This is a genomic window from Ferrimonas sediminicola, assembly GCF_005116715.1.
Taxonomy (GTDB): Bacteria; Pseudomonadota; Gammaproteobacteria; order Enterobacterales; family Shewanellaceae; genus Ferrimonas; species Ferrimonas sediminicola.
Genome location: NZ_SWCI01000002.1, coordinates 178,937 through 200,216, shown reverse-complemented (window position 1 = coordinate 200,216; position 21,280 = coordinate 178,937). Strand labels below are relative to the sequence as shown.

The following is a 21,280-nucleotide window of genomic DNA, read 5'->3' as shown; positions in this document are numbered from 1 at the left end:
GCGGGCCGTTACCGGCCCAGTTTTTCCACCACGAAGCGAAGCGCCTTGTCGACCACCTGGTCGATGGACAGCTCCGTGGTATCAATCAGTAATGCGTCTTCGGCGGGCTTCATCGGTGCCACCTTACGGTTGGCATCGCGCTCGTCACGCTCGCGTATCTCCGCCAAAAGGCGGTCAATACTAGCATCTAAGCCCTTCTCCTTCAACTGCAAGTAACGGCGTCGCGCACGCTCCTCCGCACTGGCAGTCATAAAGATTTTAGCCTCTGCGTCAGGGAACACCACCGTTCCCATGTCGCGGCCGTCGGCAATCAGCCCGGGTTCGACCCGAAATGCCCGCTGGCGGCGCAGCAGCGCCTCACGGACTCGGGGAAAAGCCGCCACCTTTGAAGCGGCATTGGCGCACTCCTGGCTGCGGATTTCGCGGCTGACCACCTCGCCCTCGAGCACCACCTTGATGCCGCCCTCGTCATCCGGGCTGAAAGACACGTCCAGGTGGGCGGCCATCAACGCCAGCCCCTCTTCGTTGTCCAGTTCAATGTTATGGTGCAGCGCTGCCAGGGCCAGGACACGGTAGATGGCGCCGGAGTCCAGCAGGTGCCAACCCAGCTTTTCGGCCAATAGGTGGCATACGGTGCCCTTCCCCACCCCGCTGGGTCCGTCAATGGTAATCACAGGGGCCTGATGAGGCATGCTTGTCTCCAAAACAGTTTCTCAATATCCACCGGGGACCATGACCCGGCAGTATCCTGCCGCAACCGGCGGCAGGAAAGCGGGCCCATTATACAGATTCCCAAGTTAAAGTAAGCCCTTAGCTCACAATTGCTCGATCGCTTGCGCCAAAATGGCCCTGCCGCGGCAAAACCATGAAGTGTAGCAGCTGCTAGCGGCTGATGGACGCCAGCCGGTCAAAGAAGTCCGGGAAGGTCTTGGCGGTACAGCCTGGGTCGAGGATGGTGACCGGCTGCCCACCCACGGCCAACAGGGCGAAACACATGGCGATGCGGTGATCGTTGTAGGTGGCGATCTCGGCGTGCCTGAGCTGCGGCGTCGGCTCGATGCGCAGGTAATCCTCTCCCTCCTCAACCAGGGCGCCCACCTTGCGCAGCTCGGTGGCCATGGCCGTCAGCCGGTCGGTCTCCTTCACCCGCCAGTTGTAGATGTTGCGGATGGTGGTCGGTCCCTCGGCGAACAGCGCGGTAGTGGCGATGGTCATCGCCGCATCGGGGATGGCGTTCATGTCCATGTCCACCCCCTTGAGGGTGCCGCGTCCGCAGCGGATAAAGTCCCTGCCCCACTCGACCCGGGCGCCCATCGCCGCCAGCACATCGGCAAAGTGTTTATCCCCCTGCAGGCTGTCGGTGCCGACGCCGCGCACCTCGACGGTGCCGCCGCCAATGGCCGCCGCCGCCAGGAAGTAGGAGGCGGAGCTGGCATCCCCCTCTACCAGGTAGTCGCCCGGGCTGACGTACTGCTGACCAGAAGCGATCTTAAAGCTCTGGTAGTCGCGGTTCTCCACTTCGACACCGAAGCGGGCCATCATCCCCAGGGTGATGTCGATGTAGGGCTTGGAGACCAGCTCCCCCTTGACGCGGATGGTGAGGCTGCCGCCGAGCAGCGGCGCCACCATCAGCAGGGCGGTGAGGAATTGCGATGAGATGGAGCCGTCGATCTCCACCTCGCCGCCGCCGAGATCGGCGGCGGTGATCGCCAGCGGCGGGTAGCCGGGGTTTTCCAGGTAGCGGATCTCGGCCCCCAGCGGCGCCAGGGCCTCGACCAGGTGGCCGATGGGGCGCTCCTTCATCCGCGGCTCACCGGTCAGCACAAACTGGCCGCTGCCGATGGCCAGGGCCGCGGCCAGCGGCCGCATGGCGGTGCCGGCGTTGCCCAGGTACAGCTCCGCCTGCTGGCCCCGGGCCAGGCGTCCGCCCAGCCCCTCGACCTCGATGGTGGCGGCGCCCCGGTCGTAATCGTAACTCACCCCGAGGGTGGTCAGCGCATTGAGCATATGGCGGATGTCGTCCGAGTCCAGCAGGTTGGTCAACCGGGTGCTGCCGCTGGCCAGGGTGGCCAACAGCAGGGCTCGGTTGGAGATGCTCTTGGAACCGGGCAGGGTGATCACCCCATCGACCCGGGAAATCGGAGAAAGGTGTAACTGCTCCATGGACTGCTCCCGCTTAAAAATGAAAAGGGGCCGTTGGCCCCTTGAAAACTGCTGTAATTCGCCGAGGTGGTTAGGGCGTTACCTCATGACGTCATCCAGCGCCTGCATAAAGCGGGAGTTCTCAAACTCCAGCCCGATGCTGACGCGCAGGTGAGAAGGCATACCATAACCCGCAATGGGACGTACTATCACCCCCTTTTTCAGCAACGCCTCATAGAGGGCAGCGGCCTGGCCCACCTCGATGGTGATGAAGTTGGCCACGCTGGGGATATAGGGGATGCCGCGATCGGTGAAATAGGCTTCCATTCGCGCCATCTCCCTCCGGTTCAGCTCGATGCCTCGCGCCAGGTAGTCGTGATCGTCCAGCACCGCTTCGGCGGCGGCCAACGCCAGGGCGTTGTTGTTGAAGGGCTCCCGAACCCGGTTAAGCAGATCGGTCATCGCCGCCGAGGCCACCAGGTAGCCGACCCTCAACCCCGCCAGGCCGTAGGCCTTGGAGAAGGTGCGACTGACGCACAGGTTGGGGTAGTCGGCCAGCCACTGGAGGCTGGGGGGGCGCTGCTCCGGGGTGAGGTACTCGTAGTAGGCTTCGTCCAGCACCACCAGTACCCGCTGCGGCACCCGCGCCATGAAGGCCTCGAGCTCGTCGGCGGTCAGGAAGGTGCCGGTAGGATTGTTGGGGTTGGCGATACAGATCAGCTTGGTGCGTTTGCTGATGGCGTTCAGCATCGCCTCCAGATCATGGCCCCACTCCTTGGCCGGGGTCTTGACCGCGGTGGCGCCGCAGGACTGGGTCAGCAGCTGGTAGACGATGAAGGCGTGGGCATCGAAGATCACCTCGTCCTCGGCGCCGACGAAGGTGCGGAACAGGATCTCCAGCACTTCGTTGGAGCCGTTGCCCAGGGTGATCTGGTCGCTGCCGCAGCCCAGCAGGCCGCTGAGCTTCTGCTTCAGGTAGAATCCGTTGGCGTCCGGGTAGCGCGCCAACTCCGGCGCCGCCTTGTCGATGGCGGCCCGCGCCAGTGGGCTCAGTCCCAGGGGATTTTCGTTGGACGCCAGCTTGACGACGTCGGTGATCCCCAGTTCCCGCTCCAGCTCCTCCATGGGCTTGCCGGGCTGGTAGGGCATCAGCCCGTCAACCCCGGGGTTGGCGAGCCGGGTCAGTTCATTTGACACTTATGCTTTCCTTATCTTCTTTCCTATTTGTGTTGAAGCTCGAAGGCTTTCATGAAGGCCACCAGGGCCTGGACCCCCTCGATGGGCATGGCGTTGTAGAGGCTGGCCCGCATACCGCCCACACTGCGGTGCCCCTTCAGCGCCATCAGCCCGGCCTGCTGCGACTGCGCCAGGAAGGCGGCGTCCAGATCAGGGTTGGCCAGTTGGAAAGGTACATTCATCTCACTGCGATGGCTTGGATCCACCCGATTTTGGTAGAAGTCACCGCTGTCAATAAAATCGTACAGCAACGCCGCCTTGTGGCGGTTGAGCTCGGCCATGGCGGCCACCCCACCCTGGGCCTTGATCCACTTGAACACCTCCCCGGCCAGGTACCAGGCGTAGGTGGGCGGGGTGTTGTACATGGAGTCGTGCTTGTCCAGCAATCCGTAGTCCAGGATGGAGGGGGTGGTGGGCTGCGCCTGACCGATGAGGTCGCGGCGGACGATCACCAGCGCCAACCCGGCGGGACCGACGTTCTTCTGGGCGCCGGCGTAGATCAGGCCGTAGCGGTTGATGTCAATCTCCCGGCCCAGGATGCAGGAGGAGTAATCGGCAATCAGCGGCTGGTCGCTGTCCGGCTCATCGAAGATCGCCACTCCGTCGACGGTCTCGTTGGGGCAGTAGTGCAGGTAGGCACCCTGCCCCGCCTCGCCGGCCCTGGTCATCTCCAGGCCGTTACCGACGCGCAGATCGATGCGGTTGACCTGGGCGTACTTGGCCGCTTCCTGGGCGGCACCGGCCGACCACTGGCCGGAGATCAGGTAATCCACCTGGTCATCGGCGCCGGCCAGGTTCAGGGGAATGGCGGAGAAGTGCGCCCGGGCGCCACCGTGGGTAAACAGGACCGCGTAGTCGTCACTGATGCCCATCAACTCGCGCAGGTTGGCTTCCGCGGCGTTGGCCACCGCCAGATACTCCTTGGATCTGTGGCTGAGCTCCATTACCGATACGCCCAGGCCATGGAAGTCCACCAGCTCTTTCTGGGCCTTGGCCATCACTTCGGCCGGCAACATCGCCGGACCGGCGCAGAAGTTGTACACGCTCATTCCTCGGATCCTTTATCTAGATAAAACACCCCATTTAACACCAGTTTTCCCGGCTAAGGAATAAAAAAACGGACGCCTGGGCGTCCGTTTTCGGTTATTGCGCGATAAGCAGCGGTTACTCGTCGTTGGCCTCGTCGGCGGCGGGCGCCTCGCTGGCCGGAGTATCGGTGGCCGGGGCGTCGCCCTCGATCGCCTCCACTTGCTCGCCGTCGACCGGCTCGCCTTCCGCCAGTTCCGGCTCCGCGATCTCATCGATGCGCTGCAGACCCACCACCTGTTCGCCCTCCATGGTGCGGATGATGGTCACTCCCTGGGTGTTGCGGCCTACTTCGGAGACCTCGTGCACCCGGGTGCGCACCAGGGTGCCGCCGTCGGTGATCAGCATGATCTCGTCGTTGTCATGGACCTGGACCGCCCCGACCACGGCGCCGTTACGCTCGCTCACCTTGATGGAGATCACCCCCTTGGTGGCCCGGCTCTTGGTGGGGTACTCGGACTCGGCGGTGCGCTTGCCGTAACCGTTCTGGGTCACGGTGAGGATGGCGCCATCGTCGCGGGGTACAATCATCGAGACCACGCGATCCACGTCGTCCAGGGCAATGCCGCGCACCCCGGTGGCGGTCCGGCCCATGGCGCGAACGTTGGACTCGTCGAAGCGCACCACCTTGCCGGCGTCGGAGAACAGCATCACCTCGTTGCTGCCGTCGGTGATGTCCACGGCGATCAGCTCATCCCCCTCGTTGAGGTTGATGGCGCGGATGCCGGAGGACAGGGGACGGCTGTAGGCGTCCAGCGCGGTCTTCTTGACGGTGCCCTTGGCGGTGGCGAAGACGATAAACTTGCTGGGGTCGTACTCGCGGACCGGCAGGATCGCCTGGATCACCTCACCCTCATCCAGCGGCAGCAGGTTGACGATGGGCTTGCCACGGGCGGTGCGGCTGGCCAGGGGCAGCTGGTACACCTTGAGCCAGTAAACCTTACCGGCGTTGGAGAAGCACAGGATGGTGTCGTGGGTGTTGGCCACCAGCAGCCGCTCGATGAAGTCTTCATCCTTCATCTTGGCCGCCGCCTTACCCTTACCGCCACGGCGCTGGGCCTCGTAGTCGGTCAGGGGCTGGTACTTGCAGTATCCGGCGTGGGACAGGGTGACCACCACGTCCTCTTCGTTGATCAGGTCCTCGAGGGAGATGTCTGCGGAGGCGGAACTGATCTCGGTCTTACGCTCGTCACCGTACTCGGCACGAATCGCTTCCAGCTCCTCACGGATCACCTCCATCAGGCGCTCCGGGCTGGCCAGGATGTGCATCAGCTCGGCGATGACGTCCAGCAGCTCGCGGTACTCGTCGAGGATCTTCTCATGCTCGAGGCCGGTCAGCTTCTGCAGGCGCAGGTCCAGGATCGCCTGGGCCTGGGTCTGGGTCAGGTAGTAGAGGCCGTCGCGGATGCCAAACTCCGGGGTCAGCCAGTCCGGACGGGCGGCATCGTCACCGGCCTTCTCCAGCATGGCGGCGACGTTGCCCAGCTCCCAGCCTCGGGTGAGCAGAGCCTCACGGGCCTCTGCCGGGGTCGGAGAGTGACGAATCAGCTCGATCACCGGGTCGATGTTGGCCAGGGAGATGGCCAAACCTTCCAGGATGTGGGCCCGCTCGCGTGCCTTGCGCAGCTCGTACACGGTACGGCGGGTCACCACTTCACGACGGTGGGTGACGAAGGCTTCCAGGGTCTCTTTCAGGTTGTAGAGCTTGGGCTGGTTGTTGCCCAGGGCCACCATGTTGATGCCGAACACCGTCTGCATCTGAGTCTGGGCATAGAGGTTGTTCAGCACCACTTCCGGCACTTCGCCGCGCTTGAGCTCGATCACCACCCGCATGCCGTCCTTGTCGGACTCGTCGCGCAGGCCGGAGATCCCCTCCAGCTTCTTGTCCTTGACCAGCTCGGCGATCTTCTCGATCAGGCGGGCCTTGTTCACCTGGTAGGGCAGCTCGTGAACAATGATCGATTCTCTGCCGCTGGCACTGGTCTCGACCTCGGTGCGGGCACGGACGTAGATCTTGCCACGACCGGTCTTGTAGGCGTCGATGATCCCCTTGCGGCCGTTGATGATGCCACCGGTGGGGAAGTCGGGTCCGGGGATGATCTCGATCAGCTCATCGATGCTGATCTCCGAGTTATCGATGTAGGCCAGGCAGCCATCGACCACTTCGGTCAGGTTATGAGGCGGGATGTTGGTGGCCATGCCCACCGCAATGCCGCTGGAGCCGTTCACCAGCAGGTTGGGCACCTTGGTGGGCAGCACCTCGGGAATCAGTTCCGTGCCGTCGTAGTTGGGCACGTAGTCCACGGTCTCCTTGTCCAGATCCGCCAACAGTTCGTGGGAGATCTTGGCCATGCGCACTTCGGTGTATCGCATCGCCGCGGCGGAGTCGCCGTCGACGGAGCCGAAGTTGCCCTGGCCGTCCACCAGGCAGTAACGCAGGGAGAAGGGCTGGGCCATACGCACGATGGTATCGTAGACCGCGCTGTCACCGTGGGGGTGGTATTTACCGATAACGTCACCCACCACACGGGCGGATTTCTTGTAGGGTTTGTTCCAGTCGTTGCCCAGGCCGTGCATCGCGAACAGGGTGCGACGGTGTACCGGCTTAAGGCCGTCCCGGACGTCGGGCAGTGCACGCCCGACAATCACGCTCATGGCATAGTCGAGGTAGGAACTCTTCAGCTCCTCTTCGATATTAATTGGCGTAATTTCGTTAGCCAGATCAGTCATAGACAGATAGTGTCCCCTAAATGCGACGGAGAATCCCAATTCCTCCGCCGTCCCGGCCAGGCCGGTAAAAACGGTAATTCGGCATTGTAGCACAGAGATAGCTGTTGGAAAGCGGCGTTTCTTGCCTAAGGAAACAACGGCTTACAACTGACTAAAAAACACGCTGCACCGTGGTTAAAATGTACCTTTTCAGACCCGTTTGCACGGTTTTCCTGCCGTAACCGGCTTTCTACCCACCCTGCCCCATCGTATACTGGCCCCATCACGCTTCCCCGGTTGGGGAGCCGGCCGTATCAAGAGAAAGGACACAACATGCAGCAGTCAAACGTCGATCCCGTCGAAGTGGGCAAATTCGAGAAGCTGGCCGCCACCTGGTGGGATCCCCTGGGGCACTCCAAGCCTCTGCATCAGCTCAACCCCCTTCGCACCGCCTACGTGGAGCGCCATGCCGACGGTCTGTTTGGCAAGCGGGTGCTGGATGTGGGCTGTGGCGGTGGTCTGCTGACCGAAGCGATGGCCCGGGCCGGCGCCCAGGCCACCGGCCTGGACATGGGCGAGGAGCCCATCGAAGTGGCCAGGCTGCACGCCCTGGAGAGCGAGCTGGATATCGACTACCAGCTGTGCACCGCCGAGGCCCACGCCGCCCACAAGGGGGCCCACTACGACGTGGTCACCTGCATGGAGATGCTGGAGCACGTGCCGGACCCCGAATCCGTGGTCCGCGCCTGCGCCGAGATGGTCAAGCCCGGTGGCCACCTGTACTTGTCCACCATCAACAAGACGCCGCTGGCCTACCTGACCACCATCGTCGGGGCCGAGCAGATCGTCAAGGTGCTGCCCAAGGGCACCCACGACTACAGCAAGTTCCTGCGCCCCTCCCAGCTGATCCAGTGGTGTGAGCGCGCCGGCCTGCGTGTCCAACATGCCGACGGCGTGCTGTACAACCCGCTGACCGAGACCTTCCGCCTGTCGAGCCGCATGGAGATCAACTACATGATCCACGCGGTCAAGCCCCATGAGTAACGGCGCCATCAAGGGGGTGCTGTTCGATCTGGACGGCACCCTGCTGGACACCGCGCTGGACCTGGGCCATGCCGCCAACGTGGCCCTGGCCCGATTCGGCTACCCCGGCATCAGCGACGAACAGGCCTACCTCTACTCCAGCCACGGCTCCAGGGGGCTGCTCAAGGCGGGGCTGGGGGAGAGCTTCCACCGCACCGACATCGGGCCGATGCGCGACACCCTGCTGGCGGCCTACGCCGAGCGCATCAGCCATCATACCCGCCCCTACGACGGTATCCCCACCATGCTCGACTACCTGGACGCCAACCGGCTGCCCTGGGGGATCATCACCAACAAGCCGGAGGGACTGGCCCGGCAGCTGCTGGCATTGCAGCCGGCGTTGGCCGGCAGCGGCGTGCTGGTGGGCGGCGACACCCTGGCGGTGGCCAAGCCGGATCCGGCGCCGCTGCATCTGGGTGCCGACACCCTGGCGTTGGCCCCGGACAGCATCCTCTACGTGGGGGATGCCGAGCGTGATATGGTGGCGGCCAACCGCGCCGGCATGATCAGCGTCGCCGCCCTGTGGGGCTACATCAGCGACGAGGATCAGGCCCACACCTGGCCCGCTCACCACCGCTGCGATCGCCCCAGCGATCTGTTCGATCTGATCCGCGATCTGACTCAAAATTAGTCATACGGACCGGGGCAAAAAATTTTTTTTGTCCCTCACTTTTTTTGAAAAAAACACTTGCATTTCCGCCAGGCCAATGGTGGTAAGGCTTGGCAGAAGCCCATATTTTCCCCTCCCCAATTATTCACAACCTTACCCACAAATTGATCACATCCGGACCTATTGCACAGATCCCGAAACCGCCTTATCTTGTAAATTATGCCATTGGCGCTACTACATATAGTGTCCAATAGGGGAAACACACACTATTAAGGATGATTGCCGTTCAGGCGGCGATCGGCAGTTCTCAGGTACTCAAAATAAGGATAAGGGCGCGGCGTCACCTTTGCGGCAGCTGGTGACTCCCCGCCCGAAAGTCGGACATGAATAAATCTCTCCTCGTCACCAAGCGAAGTGGTAAACAGGAACCCCTGGATCTGGATAAGATCCATCGGGTGATCTACTGGGCGGCTCAGGACCTGAACAATGTGTCAGTGTCCCAGGTAGAGCTGGCCAGTCACATCCATTTCTTCGATGGCATGACCACCGAAGCGATCCATGAGACCATCATCAAGGCTGCCGCCGACCTGATCAGCGAGGAGACCCCGGACTACCAGTACCTGGCGGCCCGGCTGGCGGTGTTCCACCTGCGTAAGAAGGCCTACGGTCAGTTCGAACCGCCCCACCTGTACGACCACGTCACCAAGATGGTCGAGGCGGGCCGTTACGATCCCCATATCCTCAGCGACTACAGCCGCGACGAGCTCAACCAGCTGAACGATCACATCGATCACTGGCGCGACATGGATTTCTCCTACGCTGCGGTGAAGCAGCTGGAGGGCAAGTACCTGGTGCAGAACCGGGTCACCGGTGAGGTGTATGAGAGCGCCCAGTTCCTCTACATGCTGGTGTCGGCCTGCCTGTTTGCCGACTACCCCAAGGCGGAGCGGCTGGACTACGTCAAGCGCTTCTACGACGCCACCTCCAAGTTCAAGATCTCCCTGCCCACGCCGATCATGTCCGGCGTGCGCACCCCGACCCGCCAGTTCAGCTCCTGTGTGCTGATCGAGTGCGGCGACAGCCTGGACTCCATCAACGCCACCTCCGCGGCCATCGTCAACTACGTCAGCCAGCGCGCCGGCATCGGCATCAATGGCGGCGGTATCCGCGCCCTGGGCAGCCCGATCCGCGGCGGCGAGGCGTTCCACACCGGCTGCCTGCCCTTCTTCAAGCACTTCCAGACCGCGGTGAAGTCCTGCTCCCAGGGCGGGGTCCGCGGTGGTGCCGCCACCCTGTTCTACCCATTGTGGCACCTGGAAGCGGAGGAGCTGCTGGTGCTGAAGAACAACCGCGGCACCGACGCCAACCGCATCCGCCACCTGGACTACGGCGTGCAGATCAACCGCACCCTGTACCAGCGGCTGATCGACGGCGGCAACATCAGCCTGTTCTCCCCCTCGGACGTGCCCGGCCTGTATGACGCCTTCTTCGCCGATCAGGAGGAGTTCGAGCGGCTCTATACCCAGTACGAGGCGGACAGCAGCATTCGCCGCAAGACGGTGAAAGCGGTCAGCCTGTTCGGCCTGCTGATGCAGGAGCGTGCCTCCACCGGCCGCATCTACATCCAGCACGTGGACCACTGCAACACCCACAGCCCGTTCGATCCCAAGGTGGCGCCGGTGAAGCAGTCCAACCTGTGCCTGGAGATCGCCCTGCCCACCAAGCCGCTGACCCGGCTGGACGATCCCGATGGCGAGATCGCCCTGTGCACCCTGTCCGCGTTCAACCTGGGCGCCATTGACGACCTGGGTGAACTGGAGGAGCTGGCGGAACTGGCGGTGCGCGCCCTGGACAGCCTGCTGGACTACCAGGACTACCCGGTGCCCGCCGCCGAGCTGGGCTCGATGAAGCGACGCACCCTGGGGATCGGGGTGATCAACTTCGCCTACTACCTGGCCAAGAACGGCGCCCGCTACTCCGACGGCAGCGGCAACGGCCTGACCCACAAGGCGTTCGAGGCGATCCAGTACTACCTGCTCAAGGCGTCCAGCACCCTGGCCAAGGAGCGGGGCGCCTGCCCGGGTTTCGGTGAAACCACCTACGCCCAGGGGCTGTTGCCCATCGACACCTACAAGAGGGCGGTGGACGAGTTCTGCGACGAGCCCCTGCACCTGGACTGGGAAAGCCTGCGCGCCGACATCCAGGAGTTCGGCCTGCGCAACTCCACCCTGTCGGCGCTGATGCCGTCGGAGACCAGCTCGCAGATCTCCAACGCCACCAACGGCATCGAGCCCCCCCGCGGCCTGGTCAGCGTCAAGGGCTCCAAGGACGGCATCATGAAGCAGGTGGTGCCCGGCATCGAAACCCTGAAGAACCAGTATGAGCTGCTGTGGGACATTCCCGACAACAACGGCTACCTGCAGCTGGTGGGGATCATGCAGAAGTTTGTGGACCAGGCGATCTCCGCCAACACCAACTACGATCCCAGCCGCTTCAACGACAGGAAGATGCCGATGAGCGTGCTGCTCAAGGACCTGATGCTGGCCTACAAGTACGGTTTGAAGACCCTCTACTATCAGAACACCCGGGACGGCCAGTCGGACACCAGCAGCAAGACCGACAGCGCCGATGACTGCGCCGGCGGCGCCTGTAAGATTTAAGCGACCGGCCCGACAGGGCCGCTCTCTCAGCCAAGGATATGACCATGAGCCACAGATACAGCACCTTTTCCCGGGAAGCCAACGATGCCCTCAAGGAACCGATGTTCCTCGGCAACCCGGTGAACGTTGCCCGTTACGACCAGCAGAAGCACCCCATCTTCGAGGAGCTGATCGAGAAGCAGCTCTCCTTCTTCTGGCGCCCCGAAGAGGTGGACGTCACCCAGGACCGCATCGACTTCGCCGAGCTGCCGGAGCACGAGAAGCACATCTTCCTGTCGAATCTCAAGTACCAGACCCTGCTGGACTCCATCCAGGGTCGCAGCCCCAACGTGGCGCTGCTGCCGCTGGTGTCACTGCCGGAGCTGGAGACCTGGATCGAAACCTGGTCCTTCTATGAGACCATCCACTCCCGCTCCTACACCCACATCATCCGCAACATCGTCAACAACCCGTCGGTGGTGTTCGATGACATCGTGGTCAACAGCGAGATCCAGAAGCGCGCCGGTGACATCTCCGGCTACTACGACGAGCTGATCGATTACACCCAGCGCTACCAGCAGTTTGGCGAGGGCGAGCACCAGGTGGGCGAGGAAGCCTTCACCATCAGCCGCCGCGAGCTCAAGCGCAAACTGTACCTGTGCCTGGTCTCCATCAACGTGCTGGAGGCGATCCGCTTCTACGTCTCCTTCGCCTGCTCCTTCGCCTTCGCCGAGCGTGAGGTGATGGAGGGCAACGCCAAGATCATCCGTTTTATCGCCCGGGACGAGCAGCTGCACCTGGTGGGCACCCAGCACATGCTCAACCTGATGGCCACCAACCAGGATGACAACGAGATGGCGGAGATCGCCGTGGAGTGCTTCCAGGAGTCGGTGGAGATCTTCCGCCGCGCCGCCGAGCAGGAGAAGGAGTGGGCCGCCTACCTGTTCAAGGATGGCTCGATGCTGGGCCTGAACAAGAAGATCATCGAGGACTACGTGGAGTTCATCACCAACCAGCGGATGAGCGCCCTGGGACTGCCCGAGCTGTTCCCCAAGCGCTCCAACCCGCTGCCGTGGATGAGCAAGTGGCTGGAGAGCGACACCGTGCAGGTGGCGCCCCAGGAGGTGGAGGTCTCCTCCTACCTGACCAACCAGATCAAGAACGAGGTGGACCAGGACGATCTGTCCGGGTTTGAGCTGTAAGTTTGGCTAACGGCAACACCTTCAAGGTGCGGGTTGGCCAGCGGGCGCCGGTCAGCCACCGCGGTGACTCCACCCCGCTGCTCACCGCCCTTGAGGGACACTACAGCGAGTGCCGCAGCGGTTACTGCGGCGCCTGCAAGACCCGGCTGCTCGACGGCCGGGTCCGCTATCTCTCCACCCCCATGGCCCTGGTCAGGGGTGATGAGATTCTTCCCTGTTGCTGCGTGCCTGAGACGGATCTTCACCTGGCGCCGCAGTGACCCGGGCGGTAACCTCCGGCTCCACCACCCCGTAGCGGCTGATGGGTGACACCGGCCGGCGCCACTGGTTGAACGCCTGCTGCTTGTCACGGGCCAGGGCTTCGCCGGAGTGCCACAGCGACTGCCCCTCCAGCCAGGCCACCTGGGCCAGCTCCGCGGCACTGCTGCCGAGCATCTCCACCGCCTGGCCCGCCTGAACCAGGGCGTCCTCGACCCGCTGCTGATTGTCCTCGCTGCAGCCCGACAGCCCGGCCACCACCAGCAAAACCCCGCCCAGTTTGAATGCCTTGCGCACCATGATCCGGCCTCCTCTGTTGGATCTCTATCCTAGTCCAAAATCCGCCACCCCTGCGGACAATGCGCACCTGCCATTTGGAACAGATTGATTTTTGGCCACCTTCTTAAGCGCAGATGGATGCAACCCCTGGCATGTGCCCATGGCTCTGGTACACTTGGCGCACACGGCTATCACGCTAAAGAGAGTACCCATGACCGAATCAACCAAGCTTCCGCCGGAAGGCGCCTCCGTCGACCTGTTTGCCGGCGACAGCAACCGCATCCTGATCGCCATCCCCGCCCCCAGCCACCCCGAGGTGGAGCAGGTGCTGGGCCAGGGCAGTCACCAGGTGCAGGCCGGTGTCATCTACCGCGCCCCTGCCCTGCTGCTCTCCTTCGACTTCGGTAACGGCCTGGTGATGGACTGCCCCTTCGAGGCCAAGGGCCTGGGCGACAAGTTCGTGCAGCCCGAGCTGACCGACGGCCGCCTGCCGCTGATGCTGCAGGTGTTCGATGCGGAAACCGGCGCCCTGCTGGGCGAGCGCCCGGTTGAGCTGCACCAGGACAATACCGCCACCCTGATGGCGGCGGTGGCCGAGCAGCGCAGCAGCGACTGGGATCACCAGGCCTTCATCGGTCAGCTGTCCGAGCTGTACAAGATCGACATGGAGCAGTTCCTGCAACTGGTCGAGCAGCGGCCGCTGCTGCTGAAGTAACGACGACGGCGGCGCCGATGGCGGCGTTGCGGAAGGCCACTGGGCCGAAAACAAAACAGGAGCCACCGGGGCTCCTGTTTTGCTTGATGGCTCTGGCTCCATAGCGACTGTCACCGCCACGATAGGGTTGTTCGAACCGGTGGAGATCCGACCTAAGGAGGCGGCGAACTTGGTGGCCAGGCGCTGGGACCACGCTGTCCCCCCATGCTCAGAGCGAGCTCAACAGCCTAAATCGAGACAGTATCCCCGCTGCGCACCACTTTCTGGCGGAAGGTCGGTGATCTTCTTCCAGCCAAATCTCTTGTACAAGGCGGTGGCGGCGGCCATCTTGTCCCATGTCTCCAGGTAGATTGCGCGATGTCCAGATGACTTTGCCCTCTGGATAGCGGCACCCAACAACCTCTTCCCTACCCCCTTCCCTTGATGGCACGCCGCTATATAGAACCCGGTAAGTTTGGCCACCTCTCCCTGGTGAGCCTTGAGGATAACCGAGCCAACTACAACACCGTCTGAGCAGGCCACAAGTTGGGCAATGGAGCCATGGTAACACTCCCCGAAATGGCCCAGCTCATAATCTAAGCAATCGAAATCTGGTACAAGTCCATAACTTTCCATGATTGGCGAGGCAATCGCCTGAACTAACTTGGCGTCGGCCACTCTTCCGTCTCTGACGGTGATATCACTACACATATTGCTCCGGTGGATTAGTCAAAGTCCCGCCTGACTGAGTGTAACCGAGGGGTCGCAAGGACGGCTGAGAATCGACGGCATGCTAGCAATTGTCTCGTTTTAAATCAATGATCTATATGGCTCATAACAGTGAAATCGACGCTCAAGGAGGCCCGGCCGAAGAGGGTTGGTTGTGTAATTGGCCGAAGTAACGATCCCGGCGCTGCCGATGCCGATGCCGACGGCTTCGCCGAGTAACTCAGCCGAATACAGAACAGGAGCCTCCGGGGCTCCTGTTTTGGTATGGGCTGTTGGCCAATGAAGCGCTGGGGTCGACCGCCACAGCGGCTCCTGTCGTTTCCCCCACTCTTTGGCGCTCTATGATAGGCGCAGTCAAGCTGGGCCGCTATCCACCAAATGCATAGCGTCTTTCGATCTTCACCACCTCGACGACGTAGGACCGGTACCACTTCTTACGGCCAAACCGTTGAGCTAGCGCATGCTGGCTATCTGCGTGCCAGCGGCGGATATCCTCTTCGCTGTCCCAATACGATATTGCGATCTCCTGGTCCCCTTCTGTCACCGCGATGAAGTCCTGACACTGATATTGGCTGAACGCCAACTCCCGCATCAGCTCAACCATCTGCGAGTACTGGGAATCCTGGACACCGGCTTTGGCTTTGAAAATCACCGCGTACATCAATCTCTCCTTGACTATAACCGGCGACACTGGACCACAGCCGGGCGGGTTGAGAACCGCTGACAGCGCCCGACTAGGCTTTTTCTCGGCGTAAAAAATCGAAAACCACGTAACCCAGACTGAATGCCACCCCAAACGCACCGAGTGGAAAGGTCAAAATCAATAACCAAAGACTTAATAGCATGACATTGAGGACCGTACTCAGGTCTAACGGGCCAACCAGGCACTGATCGATAACCCCATCAGCAATCGGGCAGTCCAAAATATCTGCAATACCGCCGGCCAAGTAGCCGAGAAGCAATGGGAACAACGCGATACACGAGGAGATGGCAATCATACGAAAAAACATCGTAATTCGTTCAACCATAGGAAAAGACCATTCCGAAAACCATCGGTCAACCGGAGCAAAACTCGGCCAGTGGCATGCGCTCTGCGTAAGGGTTTCGGGAAAGTGTTCCATAAAGGTGCATGGCTATGTTGCAGGCTTCTCGAGGACGAACAGCAAAAATGGCCACAGCGGAACGCCGATGCGTTTCAGTAGAAGCACTCTCCCTCCGGCGTCCTCCAGATCAGGAAGGACATCGACAGATCGACAACCCATCGATAGCCAGGGCAAACGCCAGGCAACAGCGTCGATGCGCTCGGCCAACCACCTCACGACAGGGTGTTCCGGCTCCACCGAATGGGCAACGGCAATCTTGCCTCCTGGTTTGGTCACCCGGTAGAGCTCTAGGGCGCCTCCTACGGGATCATACAGTGGGCACAGGCTGTAGGTTGAAAACACGACGTCGAAACTGTTGTCGTCGAACGGCAGATCAACCATGTCGCCGGTTTGAAATGACATCCTTTCTTGCAGATTGTCTCGGGCGGCCTTTTCGCGTGCAACGACGAGCATCGCTTCACTGAGATCAAACAGGGTGACCTTGCCACTGGCTCCGACCCTCTTGGCTGCCAAGAGTGCGGTAGTTCCGGTGCCCGCGCCGCAATCCAGTACCTGGTCTCCCTCTTTGACAGAGTTATCGACCAGCACTTCCCTGCCCTTCTGATCGGAACGGAGGGTAACAAGGGCGTGCTGGCAATCATACCGCTTGGCGATATGCCCATAGATCTCTTTCAACCTGCCCTTGCCTAGTGCGTTGCGCACTCACCGATCTCCCTGCTATTCGACCTAACACTCCCCTATGGCGGGTTGAGCCGGCCAACCTATCCTGTCACCCAGGATATCAGCAGCAGTCATCGGCCGCGACTCGCCTAGTTGTTCACTCTCAAGGAGCGACAGCCGTGCCTAAGGCCGCACATCAGCAGAGCTGGCCTGGACGATATACCCGCTACTTGGGGTTGTCGGCCTGTCGTTTGGCCTTGGGAACATAATTTAAGATCGATACCGGCACCACTTTTCTCGGTGCAAACCCCTCAACCTCGCGGCGCTCAATCAAGTGATTCAACCGGCTTTCAATCATGCACAGGTTCTTGAAGTCGTCCTTTGAGACCAGTGACACCGCTTCGCCGCTGGCGCCGGCTCGGCCGGTACGACCAATGCGGTGGACATACTCATCCGCCGGGAACGGCAGGTCATAGTTCACCACCCGCTCCAGGTTATCGATGTCGATGCCACGGGCGGCAACGCCGGTGGCCACCAGATAACGAATCTTCCCATCCTTAAAATCGGCCAGTATCTGTTCCCTGACCGCCTGGCTACGGCCACTGTGGATACATTCGGCCTTGATGCCGCGTTTGGCCAATTGACTCACCAGCTTGGCCGCGCCGTGCTTGGTCTCGATGAAGACAAGCGCCTGGTTCCAGGGAGTGGTTTGGATCAGGTGGCTCAGCAGCGCCGACTTCCTGTCTTTATCCACGGTCGTCAGCCACTGGCTGATGGTCGCCTTGCTGGCCTGACTGGCGGCAATGCTGATCTCAACCGCGTCGGTGATCGCGCTCTTGGCCAGGGCCCGCACCTTGTTGGACAGGGTGGCAGAAAACAGCAGAGACTGGCGATCGGTTGGCAGCTTGACCACGATGTCATTGATGTCGTCAATAAAGCCCATGTCGAGCATCTTGTCGGCTTCGTCCAACACCAGCAGTTCCACCTCATCGAAATGGACGGCACGGCGACTGTACATGTCCAACAGCCGTCCCGGGGTGGCCACCAACACATCAACCCCATCCAGCAGGGCTTGGCGCTGCGGCTCAATGTCTACGCCACCGTACATGGGCATGCAGGTTAGCGGCAGGTGGCGGGCATAGCGCTCGACACTGTCGGCCACCTGTACCACCAACTCCCGGGTCGGAGCGATGATCAGAGCCCGGACCCGCTTCTTGCGTCCACGACTGCCCTGACTCAACCGCTGCAGAATCGGCAGCACAAAACTGGCGGTCTTGCCGGTTCCGGTTTGTGCCGCGGCGATCAGGTTGTCGCCCCGCAGCACCACGGGAATGGCCTTGTGCTGAATCGGGGTAGGCTCGCTGTACCCGGCTTCGGTTACGGCGTCGACAAGTGGGGCGGATAAGCCCAGGCGTGAGAAAGGCATCGGCGGTCTCATTCAGGTGAAACAACGGCTCGGCAAAAGACGGCCGCGGACAGGGGCGGCGAGTATAACAAAGCCATCTGATTCGGGAAACGCGGGCGGTGGCGCTTCAGGCTTCACGGCACAGACCGGCCTTTTGGGGCCCGGCCTGAACAGATCTGCGTCTACTGACAGGGGAATCATATCAACGCCCAATTAAGGGGTGAGCAACGCTACCACCCAACCTAAAGCATTGTACCGTAACCACTAAAATTGAAGTAGAAGCAAAAATGCCAAGCGTTGAGAATCCCTCTTTAATTGTTTGTTATAAGTTTTATTTCACCACTCTCATGTATGGTGGCAACCGGCGTCCATTTATGATTTGTGTGTCTTGGTCAAGAAACTCTTTTCTTGCGTTATCCAGAAGAGCCTCTAAAGATTTGAGGAAATGTTCAGAAAGTTGCTCAATAGTCTTTGATTTTAGTTCATCGTCATCAGGCACAGGTAATTCGTTAAAATGTTGTGTTACCTCTGCAACACTGGTTGGTATTTCAACGTAATATTTTTCCTTGCTACCATCTGGAAGCTCAACTTCAAAACCGCTACCACCGAGTTGATCACCGATGAAAAAACCAACAGCACCCGGTGGCTTCTTATATTGTGAGATCATATCAGAAGAAAAATTATGGATACGTGCTGATGTCGAGACAGGTAAACGTCCTTGTTTTTCAAGTTCGTTTCTGAGTTTCACAAAGTATTTCATCACCACATCTTGCTTCATCGATTCTTGATGAGGTTCATACCATGCATCGAATCTTTCTTTACCAACAGCAGTCCTTAAATTTTGAAGCGCAAAAGTTACCGAACGACCAAATACGATAAGGTTCCTTAAACCAGTAAAACGTCGAGTCATGTTTGATGAAACTAGGTCGTCAAAGCCATGCTTTGCAGTTTCCAACGTTTGTTCTGTACGAACTAAAACTTCTCTGACTGTTGTCATATTTCCTCAAACTTATAACGCTCTAAGCAGCGGCGCGTTTACGCGTCCGACTGCCTTTGCTTGTTAAATTCGATGTCATCACAGTTGAGGAGCAACAACGATGGTGGTTCGCCCATGAACTCCCCGTCATACTCTGAATCAATTTGACTAAGTAAGTCTCTCGCCAATTCAGAGTTATTATCAGTCATTTCTAGGTGACTATATAAAACCGTGCGCAACCAACCCCTAAAAATATTTCTGTAGTTCTCGTCCTTTTTACTTGTAACATTTTTTGGCTCAATAGGGGTGCCGATTTCCAGCTCATAAAGTGCTCTTGCAAATGTAGACAAACAGCACGCGTAAGTGCATTCGGTGTATCCATGTAAATTTCTATAATTTGTAGTTGTCTTGGTTTTCAATTTTGCGTGTTTACGCTTTGGAAAGCTTAAAGGCTCAGCCGAATCCGCAGACATGTAAAAGAAACCATAGTTTTTACCGGAGTATCTGTGAAAGACGCCTAGTGAACCAATAGATGGTAGTATCGCCCCACTTAGAATCTCTGGATGACAATCAAAAGGCGGGTACGGAAGCACATTTGGCCGACGAGATAATAAGTCCCACTGCTCTAGGTTCGCTTTAAAGTCTGTATAGGGAACAGAATGACCGAGACCACAACACAAACTAGTGTGCTTTTCGTTTGATTTCTTTGCTTGCAATAATGTGACTCTAGCCTGAAATTCAGGGTTTTACTTATACGACACAATAAGCAAGTCAGAAATTTCGCATCTTGCGGATGGACGCCCCCAACTACCTTTACCATTAAAAACAACTTGATGTTTCATTCCGTGAAACTCTTCGATGTTGAATGGCCCACGTAACGTAGCAAAGCTTCTCATTAATGCTCTGAACTGCTGAACCTCGGAAAAGTTGGATTTACTAGATTCAGTGCTCCAGGCTCTTGCTAGCTTCTTTGCGAATATTACAGACTGCACTCAGTACTCCCTTAGAATTTAACGCCCGCCTAAGAGGCGGAAAATGCTTGGCTAAAATTAGCGAAGAATGAGCGCAAGCCAAGCGTTTTGCGTCCATTTTTTAAGGCGTTTGTTAGTTGCCTATATCAACCGACTCAACACTAACGATTGCTTGGGTAGGTATCGCTCCAAAATCACTAGCAACTAGAATATGCTCATTATCTTCCGGGATAGCAGGGTAAGGCACTAAATCGTTAACAATATATATTGATACATCATGCTCTTTTAGTTTTGTGACAGAAATTTGAAAAACATAACCTTTATTGACCTTGCCACCGTTTAAAGCATAAAATTTTGCACGTTCTTTATCTGGTGATGAAGACACCCCGGATGTAGGCAAACCAAGTTGCTCCCATTGGTGAAGTATCGTGGTATTAAGTGTAGATTCGCCACACTCAACTCCAGAACCACATAAAGCATGTGGATCACCTGCTGACGCATAAGTAGCAAAATTTTCATGCATTTTTTTAGGTGATAATTTACCACCTAACTTTTCAAAAAATTCTTCACTAACACCGCGATATAAATATTCCATGAGCTATCCTTGGCAACTAACGCCCGCATAATGGGCGGATTAAGCTTGGCTAAAATTAGCGAGGAACGAGTGACAGCCAAGCTTTAGACGTCCATTCATTCATGCGTTTGTTATGTGGCTGGCTAAATAGATACATTGGTGAGGGTTCCTTCTGCAACTTTTAGATCGAGAACCCTTAAGTCGAACTGCATTCCCTCTTCGAATGATTCAACTAGTGGCTCACCGTTGTAGAATACTAGTTCTACGTCTGCAGTATCACCGTCGAAAAACTCTTTACCTTCTTCAAAACTCAATGCACATGCTAAATCAGTAAATTTTGCGGAGTCCATCCGCATCCAGCAATTGTTACCAAAGTACCTATATCCATATGGAGGTCTGGGAATCGTCAAAAAAGTTATTTTTGCTGTAATAGTCAATTTATTCCCTTTGCCACATAACAGTTTAATATGCGGAACCAATCCGCCTTTCGCTCATTGAAGTTGTCCGCCTATCCTCAAACCAGGGTTTCTTGCTTGGCGCCATCTTTTTCAACCCTTTCAGGTTGATAGGCTAGAACCCCAACGCCTTGGTGACCCCGGTTCTGCGTGCAAGGCGGCGGTTGCTTGCGGAAAGGCGGATTCAACCAACACCTGTGCATACGCACAGTATCTTGCTTTGCCGAGAGGTTAGTCTTTGCCAACCTATAGCTTATTGAATTTTAAAGGCTTGATTAATGTTCTGGCTGAACGTTGGCCAAGCTTCGCCATAACGCGCGGGGGCGCTCGTCGTTGCCATCTTAGGCAGGCCACATCTAACTGATTTAACTGATTGTTTAAGTTACCCCCTTTCACAGGGGTTTGGTAGGCGGCAGGTCACAGAGTGTTGGATTTGGGACATTTGATGACCCTCTGTGACGCAATATCA

General features: G+C 58.8%; 21 protein-coding genes. 6 read left to right on the top strand and 15 right to left on the bottom strand.

Translation table 11 applies throughout. From position 1 onward, the window contains the following. Window positions 1-8 precede the first annotated feature (8 nt). The 5 genes from cmk to gyrA form a co-directional block, all read right to left on the bottom strand. The gene (gene cmk / locus FCL40_RS04340) at window positions 9-692 is read right to left on the bottom strand and encodes a (d)CMP kinase (protein WP_136851716.1); all 684 of its coding nucleotides are present in this window, start codon (window positions 690-692) and stop codon (window positions 9-11) included. Between the two features lie 190 nt (window positions 693-882). Beyond that, the gene (gene aroA, locus FCL40_RS04335) at window positions 883-2,163 is read right to left on the bottom strand and encodes a 3-phosphoshikimate 1-carboxyvinyltransferase (protein WP_136851714.1); all 1,281 of its coding nucleotides are present in this window, start codon (window positions 2,161-2,163) and stop codon (window positions 883-885) included. Window positions 2,164-2,241: 78 nt separating this feature from the next. Beyond that, entirely contained in the window at window positions 2,242-3,339 is a 1,098-nt protein-coding gene (gene hisC, locus FCL40_RS04330; RefSeq protein ID WP_267873498.1) for a histidinol-phosphate transaminase, read from the bottom strand. Between the two features lie 23 nt (window positions 3,340-3,362). Then, window positions 3,363-4,427 carry a 3-phosphoserine/phosphohydroxythreonine transaminase gene (gene serC, locus FCL40_RS04325; RefSeq protein WP_136851712.1) on the bottom strand — a complete coding sequence of 355 codons (1,065 nt, stop codon included), beginning with the start codon at window positions 4,425-4,427 and terminating at the stop codon, window positions 3,363-3,365. 115 nt (window positions 4,428-4,542) lie between these two features. Further along, window positions 4,543-7,194: a DNA gyrase subunit A gene (gene gyrA, locus FCL40_RS04320; protein ID WP_136851710.1), complete on the bottom strand. Its 2,652-nt coding sequence runs from the start codon at window positions 7,192-7,194 to the stop codon at window positions 4,543-4,545. A 312-nt stretch (window positions 7,195-7,506) separates the two neighbouring features. Here gyrA and ubiG point away from each other — a divergent pair, with 312 nt between their 5' ends. The 5 genes from ubiG to yfaE all read left to right on the top strand — a co-directional run bounded on the left by ubiG (window position 7,507) and on the right by yfaE (window position 12,967). Beyond that, window positions 7,507-8,217: a bifunctional 2-polyprenyl-6-hydroxyphenol methylase/3-demethylubiquinol 3-O-methyltransferase UbiG gene (gene ubiG, locus FCL40_RS04315; RefSeq protein ID WP_136851708.1), complete on the top strand. Its 711-nt coding sequence runs from the start codon at window positions 7,507-7,509 to the stop codon at window positions 8,215-8,217. Beyond that, complete coding sequence (locus FCL40_RS04310) at window positions 8,210-8,887, top strand: HAD family hydrolase (protein WP_136851706.1); 678 nt, start codon at window positions 8,210-8,212, stop codon at window positions 8,885-8,887. The genes ubiG and FCL40_RS04310 overlap by 8 nt, the downstream gene beginning before the upstream one ends. Before the next feature lie 362 nt (window positions 8,888-9,249). Beyond that, entirely contained in the window at window positions 9,250-11,526 is a 2,277-nt protein-coding gene (gene nrdA / locus FCL40_RS04305) for a class 1a ribonucleoside-diphosphate reductase subunit alpha (protein ID WP_136851704.1), read from the top strand. Window positions 11,527-11,570: 44 nt separating this feature from the next. Continuing rightward, a complete protein-coding gene (gene nrdB / locus FCL40_RS04300) occupies window positions 11,571-12,707 on the top strand; it encodes a class Ia ribonucleoside-diphosphate reductase subunit beta (RefSeq protein ID WP_136851702.1) in 1,137 nt (378 codons plus the stop codon). A 2-nt stretch (window positions 12,708-12,709) separates the two neighbouring features. Then, window positions 12,710-12,967, top strand: coding sequence for a class I ribonucleotide reductase maintenance protein YfaE (gene yfaE / locus FCL40_RS04295; RefSeq protein ID WP_136851701.1), 258 nt, complete (start codon window positions 12,710-12,712; stop codon window positions 12,965-12,967). On the opposite strand, the gene FCL40_RS04290 is transcribed toward yfaE, so the two are convergent. Then, the gene (locus tag FCL40_RS04290; RefSeq protein WP_136851699.1) at window positions 12,900-13,265 is read right to left on the bottom strand and encodes a hypothetical protein; all 366 of its coding nucleotides are present in this window, start codon (window positions 13,263-13,265) and stop codon (window positions 12,900-12,902) included. The two genes, yfaE and FCL40_RS04290, sit on opposite strands and share 68 nt — an antisense overlap. A gap of 190 nt (window positions 13,266-13,455) precedes the next feature. On the opposite strand from FCL40_RS04290, the gene FCL40_RS04285 reads away from it, so the two are divergent. Continuing rightward, on the top strand, window positions 13,456-13,959 hold the full coding sequence (locus FCL40_RS04285; RefSeq protein WP_136851697.1) for a hypothetical protein: 504 nt from the start codon (window positions 13,456-13,458) through the stop codon (window positions 13,957-13,959). A 219-nt stretch (window positions 13,960-14,178) separates the two neighbouring features. On the opposite strand, the gene FCL40_RS04280 is transcribed toward FCL40_RS04285, so the two are convergent. From FCL40_RS04280 to FCL40_RS04240, 9 genes are all read right to left on the bottom strand, one after another. Continuing rightward, a complete protein-coding gene (locus tag FCL40_RS04280; RefSeq protein WP_169306997.1) occupies window positions 14,179-14,616 on the bottom strand; it encodes a GNAT family N-acetyltransferase in 438 nt (145 codons plus the stop codon). Between the two features lie 418 nt (window positions 14,617-15,034). Beyond that, window positions 15,035-15,328, bottom strand: coding sequence for an antibiotic biosynthesis monooxygenase family protein (locus FCL40_RS04275; RefSeq protein ID WP_136851693.1), 294 nt, complete (start codon window positions 15,326-15,328; stop codon window positions 15,035-15,037). A gap of 73 nt (window positions 15,329-15,401) precedes the next feature. Further along, on the bottom strand, window positions 15,402-15,695 hold the full coding sequence (locus FCL40_RS04270; protein ID WP_136851691.1) for a hypothetical protein: 294 nt from the start codon (window positions 15,693-15,695) through the stop codon (window positions 15,402-15,404). 105 nt (window positions 15,696-15,800) lie between these two features. Next, the gene (locus tag FCL40_RS04265) at window positions 15,801-16,472 is read right to left on the bottom strand and encodes a class I SAM-dependent methyltransferase (RefSeq protein WP_136851689.1); all 672 of its coding nucleotides are present in this window, start codon (window positions 16,470-16,472) and stop codon (window positions 15,801-15,803) included. A 184-nt stretch (window positions 16,473-16,656) separates the two neighbouring features. Further along, window positions 16,657-17,856, bottom strand: coding sequence for a DEAD/DEAH box helicase (locus FCL40_RS04260; RefSeq protein WP_136851688.1), 1,200 nt, complete (start codon window positions 17,854-17,856; stop codon window positions 16,657-16,659). Window positions 17,857-18,166: 310 nt separating this feature from the next. Continuing rightward, a complete protein-coding gene (locus tag FCL40_RS04255; protein ID WP_136851686.1) occupies window positions 18,167-18,832 on the bottom strand; it encodes a hypothetical protein in 666 nt (221 codons plus the stop codon). A 38-nt stretch (window positions 18,833-18,870) separates the two neighbouring features. Further along, complete coding sequence (locus FCL40_RS04250; protein ID WP_136851684.1) at window positions 18,871-19,527, bottom strand: hypothetical protein; 657 nt, start codon at window positions 19,525-19,527, stop codon at window positions 18,871-18,873. Window positions 19,528-19,915: 388 nt separating this feature from the next. Then, the gene (locus FCL40_RS04245) at window positions 19,916-20,377 is read right to left on the bottom strand and encodes a type 1 periplasmic-binding domain-containing protein (RefSeq protein ID WP_136851682.1); all 462 of its coding nucleotides are present in this window, start codon (window positions 20,375-20,377) and stop codon (window positions 19,916-19,918) included. 122 nt (window positions 20,378-20,499) lie between these two features. Further along, window positions 20,500-20,706, bottom strand: a complete 207-nt coding sequence (locus FCL40_RS04240) for a hypothetical protein (protein WP_136851680.1) — start codon at window positions 20,704-20,706, stop codon at window positions 20,500-20,502. Window positions 20,707-21,280 lie beyond the last annotated feature (574 nt).

Excerpts from the sequence above, each read along its gene's own strand:
- cmk (WP_136851716.1), bottom strand. The coding sequence starts at position 692 with ATGCCTCATCAGGCCCCTGTGATTACCATTGACGGACCCAGCGGGGTG.
- aroA (WP_136851714.1), bottom strand. The coding sequence starts at position 2,163 with ATGGAGCAGTTACACCTTTCTCCGATTTCCCGGGTCGATGGGGTGATC.
- serC (WP_136851712.1), bottom strand. The coding sequence starts at position 4,427 with ATGAGCGTGTACAACTTCTGCGCCGGTCCGGCGATGTTGCCGGCCGAA.
- gyrA (WP_136851710.1), bottom strand. The coding sequence starts at position 7,194 with ATGACTGATCTGGCTAACGAAATTACGCCAATTAATATCGAAGAGGAG.
- ubiG (WP_136851708.1), top strand. The coding sequence starts at position 7,507 with ATGCAGCAGTCAAACGTCGATCCCGTCGAAGTGGGCAAATTCGAGAAG.
- FCL40_RS04310 (WP_136851706.1), top strand. The coding sequence starts at position 8,210 with ATGAGTAACGGCGCCATCAAGGGGGTGCTGTTCGATCTGGACGGCACC.
- nrdA (WP_136851704.1), top strand. The coding sequence starts at position 9,250 with ATGAATAAATCTCTCCTCGTCACCAAGCGAAGTGGTAAACAGGAACCC.
- nrdB (WP_136851702.1), top strand. The coding sequence starts at position 11,571 with ATGAGCCACAGATACAGCACCTTTTCCCGGGAAGCCAACGATGCCCTC.
- FCL40_RS04290 (WP_136851699.1), bottom strand. The coding sequence starts at position 13,265 with ATGGTGCGCAAGGCATTCAAACTGGGCGGGGTTTTGCTGGTGGTGGCC.
- FCL40_RS04285 (WP_136851697.1), top strand. The coding sequence starts at position 13,456 with ATGACCGAATCAACCAAGCTTCCGCCGGAAGGCGCCTCCGTCGACCTG.
- FCL40_RS04275 (WP_136851693.1), bottom strand. The coding sequence starts at position 15,328 with ATGTACGCGGTGATTTTCAAAGCCAAAGCCGGTGTCCAGGATTCCCAG.
- FCL40_RS04270 (WP_136851691.1), bottom strand. The coding sequence starts at position 15,695 with ATGGTTGAACGAATTACGATGTTTTTTCGTATGATTGCCATCTCCTCG.
- FCL40_RS04260 (WP_136851688.1), bottom strand. The coding sequence starts at position 17,856 with ATGCCTTTCTCACGCCTGGGCTTATCCGCCCCACTTGTCGACGCCGTA.
- FCL40_RS04255 (WP_136851686.1), bottom strand. The coding sequence starts at position 18,832 with ATGACAACAGTCAGAGAAGTTTTAGTTCGTACAGAACAAACGTTGGAA.
- FCL40_RS04245 (WP_136851682.1), bottom strand. The coding sequence starts at position 20,377 with ATGGAATATTTATATCGCGGTGTTAGTGAAGAATTTTTTGAAAAGTTA.
- FCL40_RS04240 (WP_136851680.1), bottom strand. The coding sequence starts at position 20,706 with ATGGACTCCGCAAAATTTACTGATTTAGCATGTGCATTGAGTTTTGAA.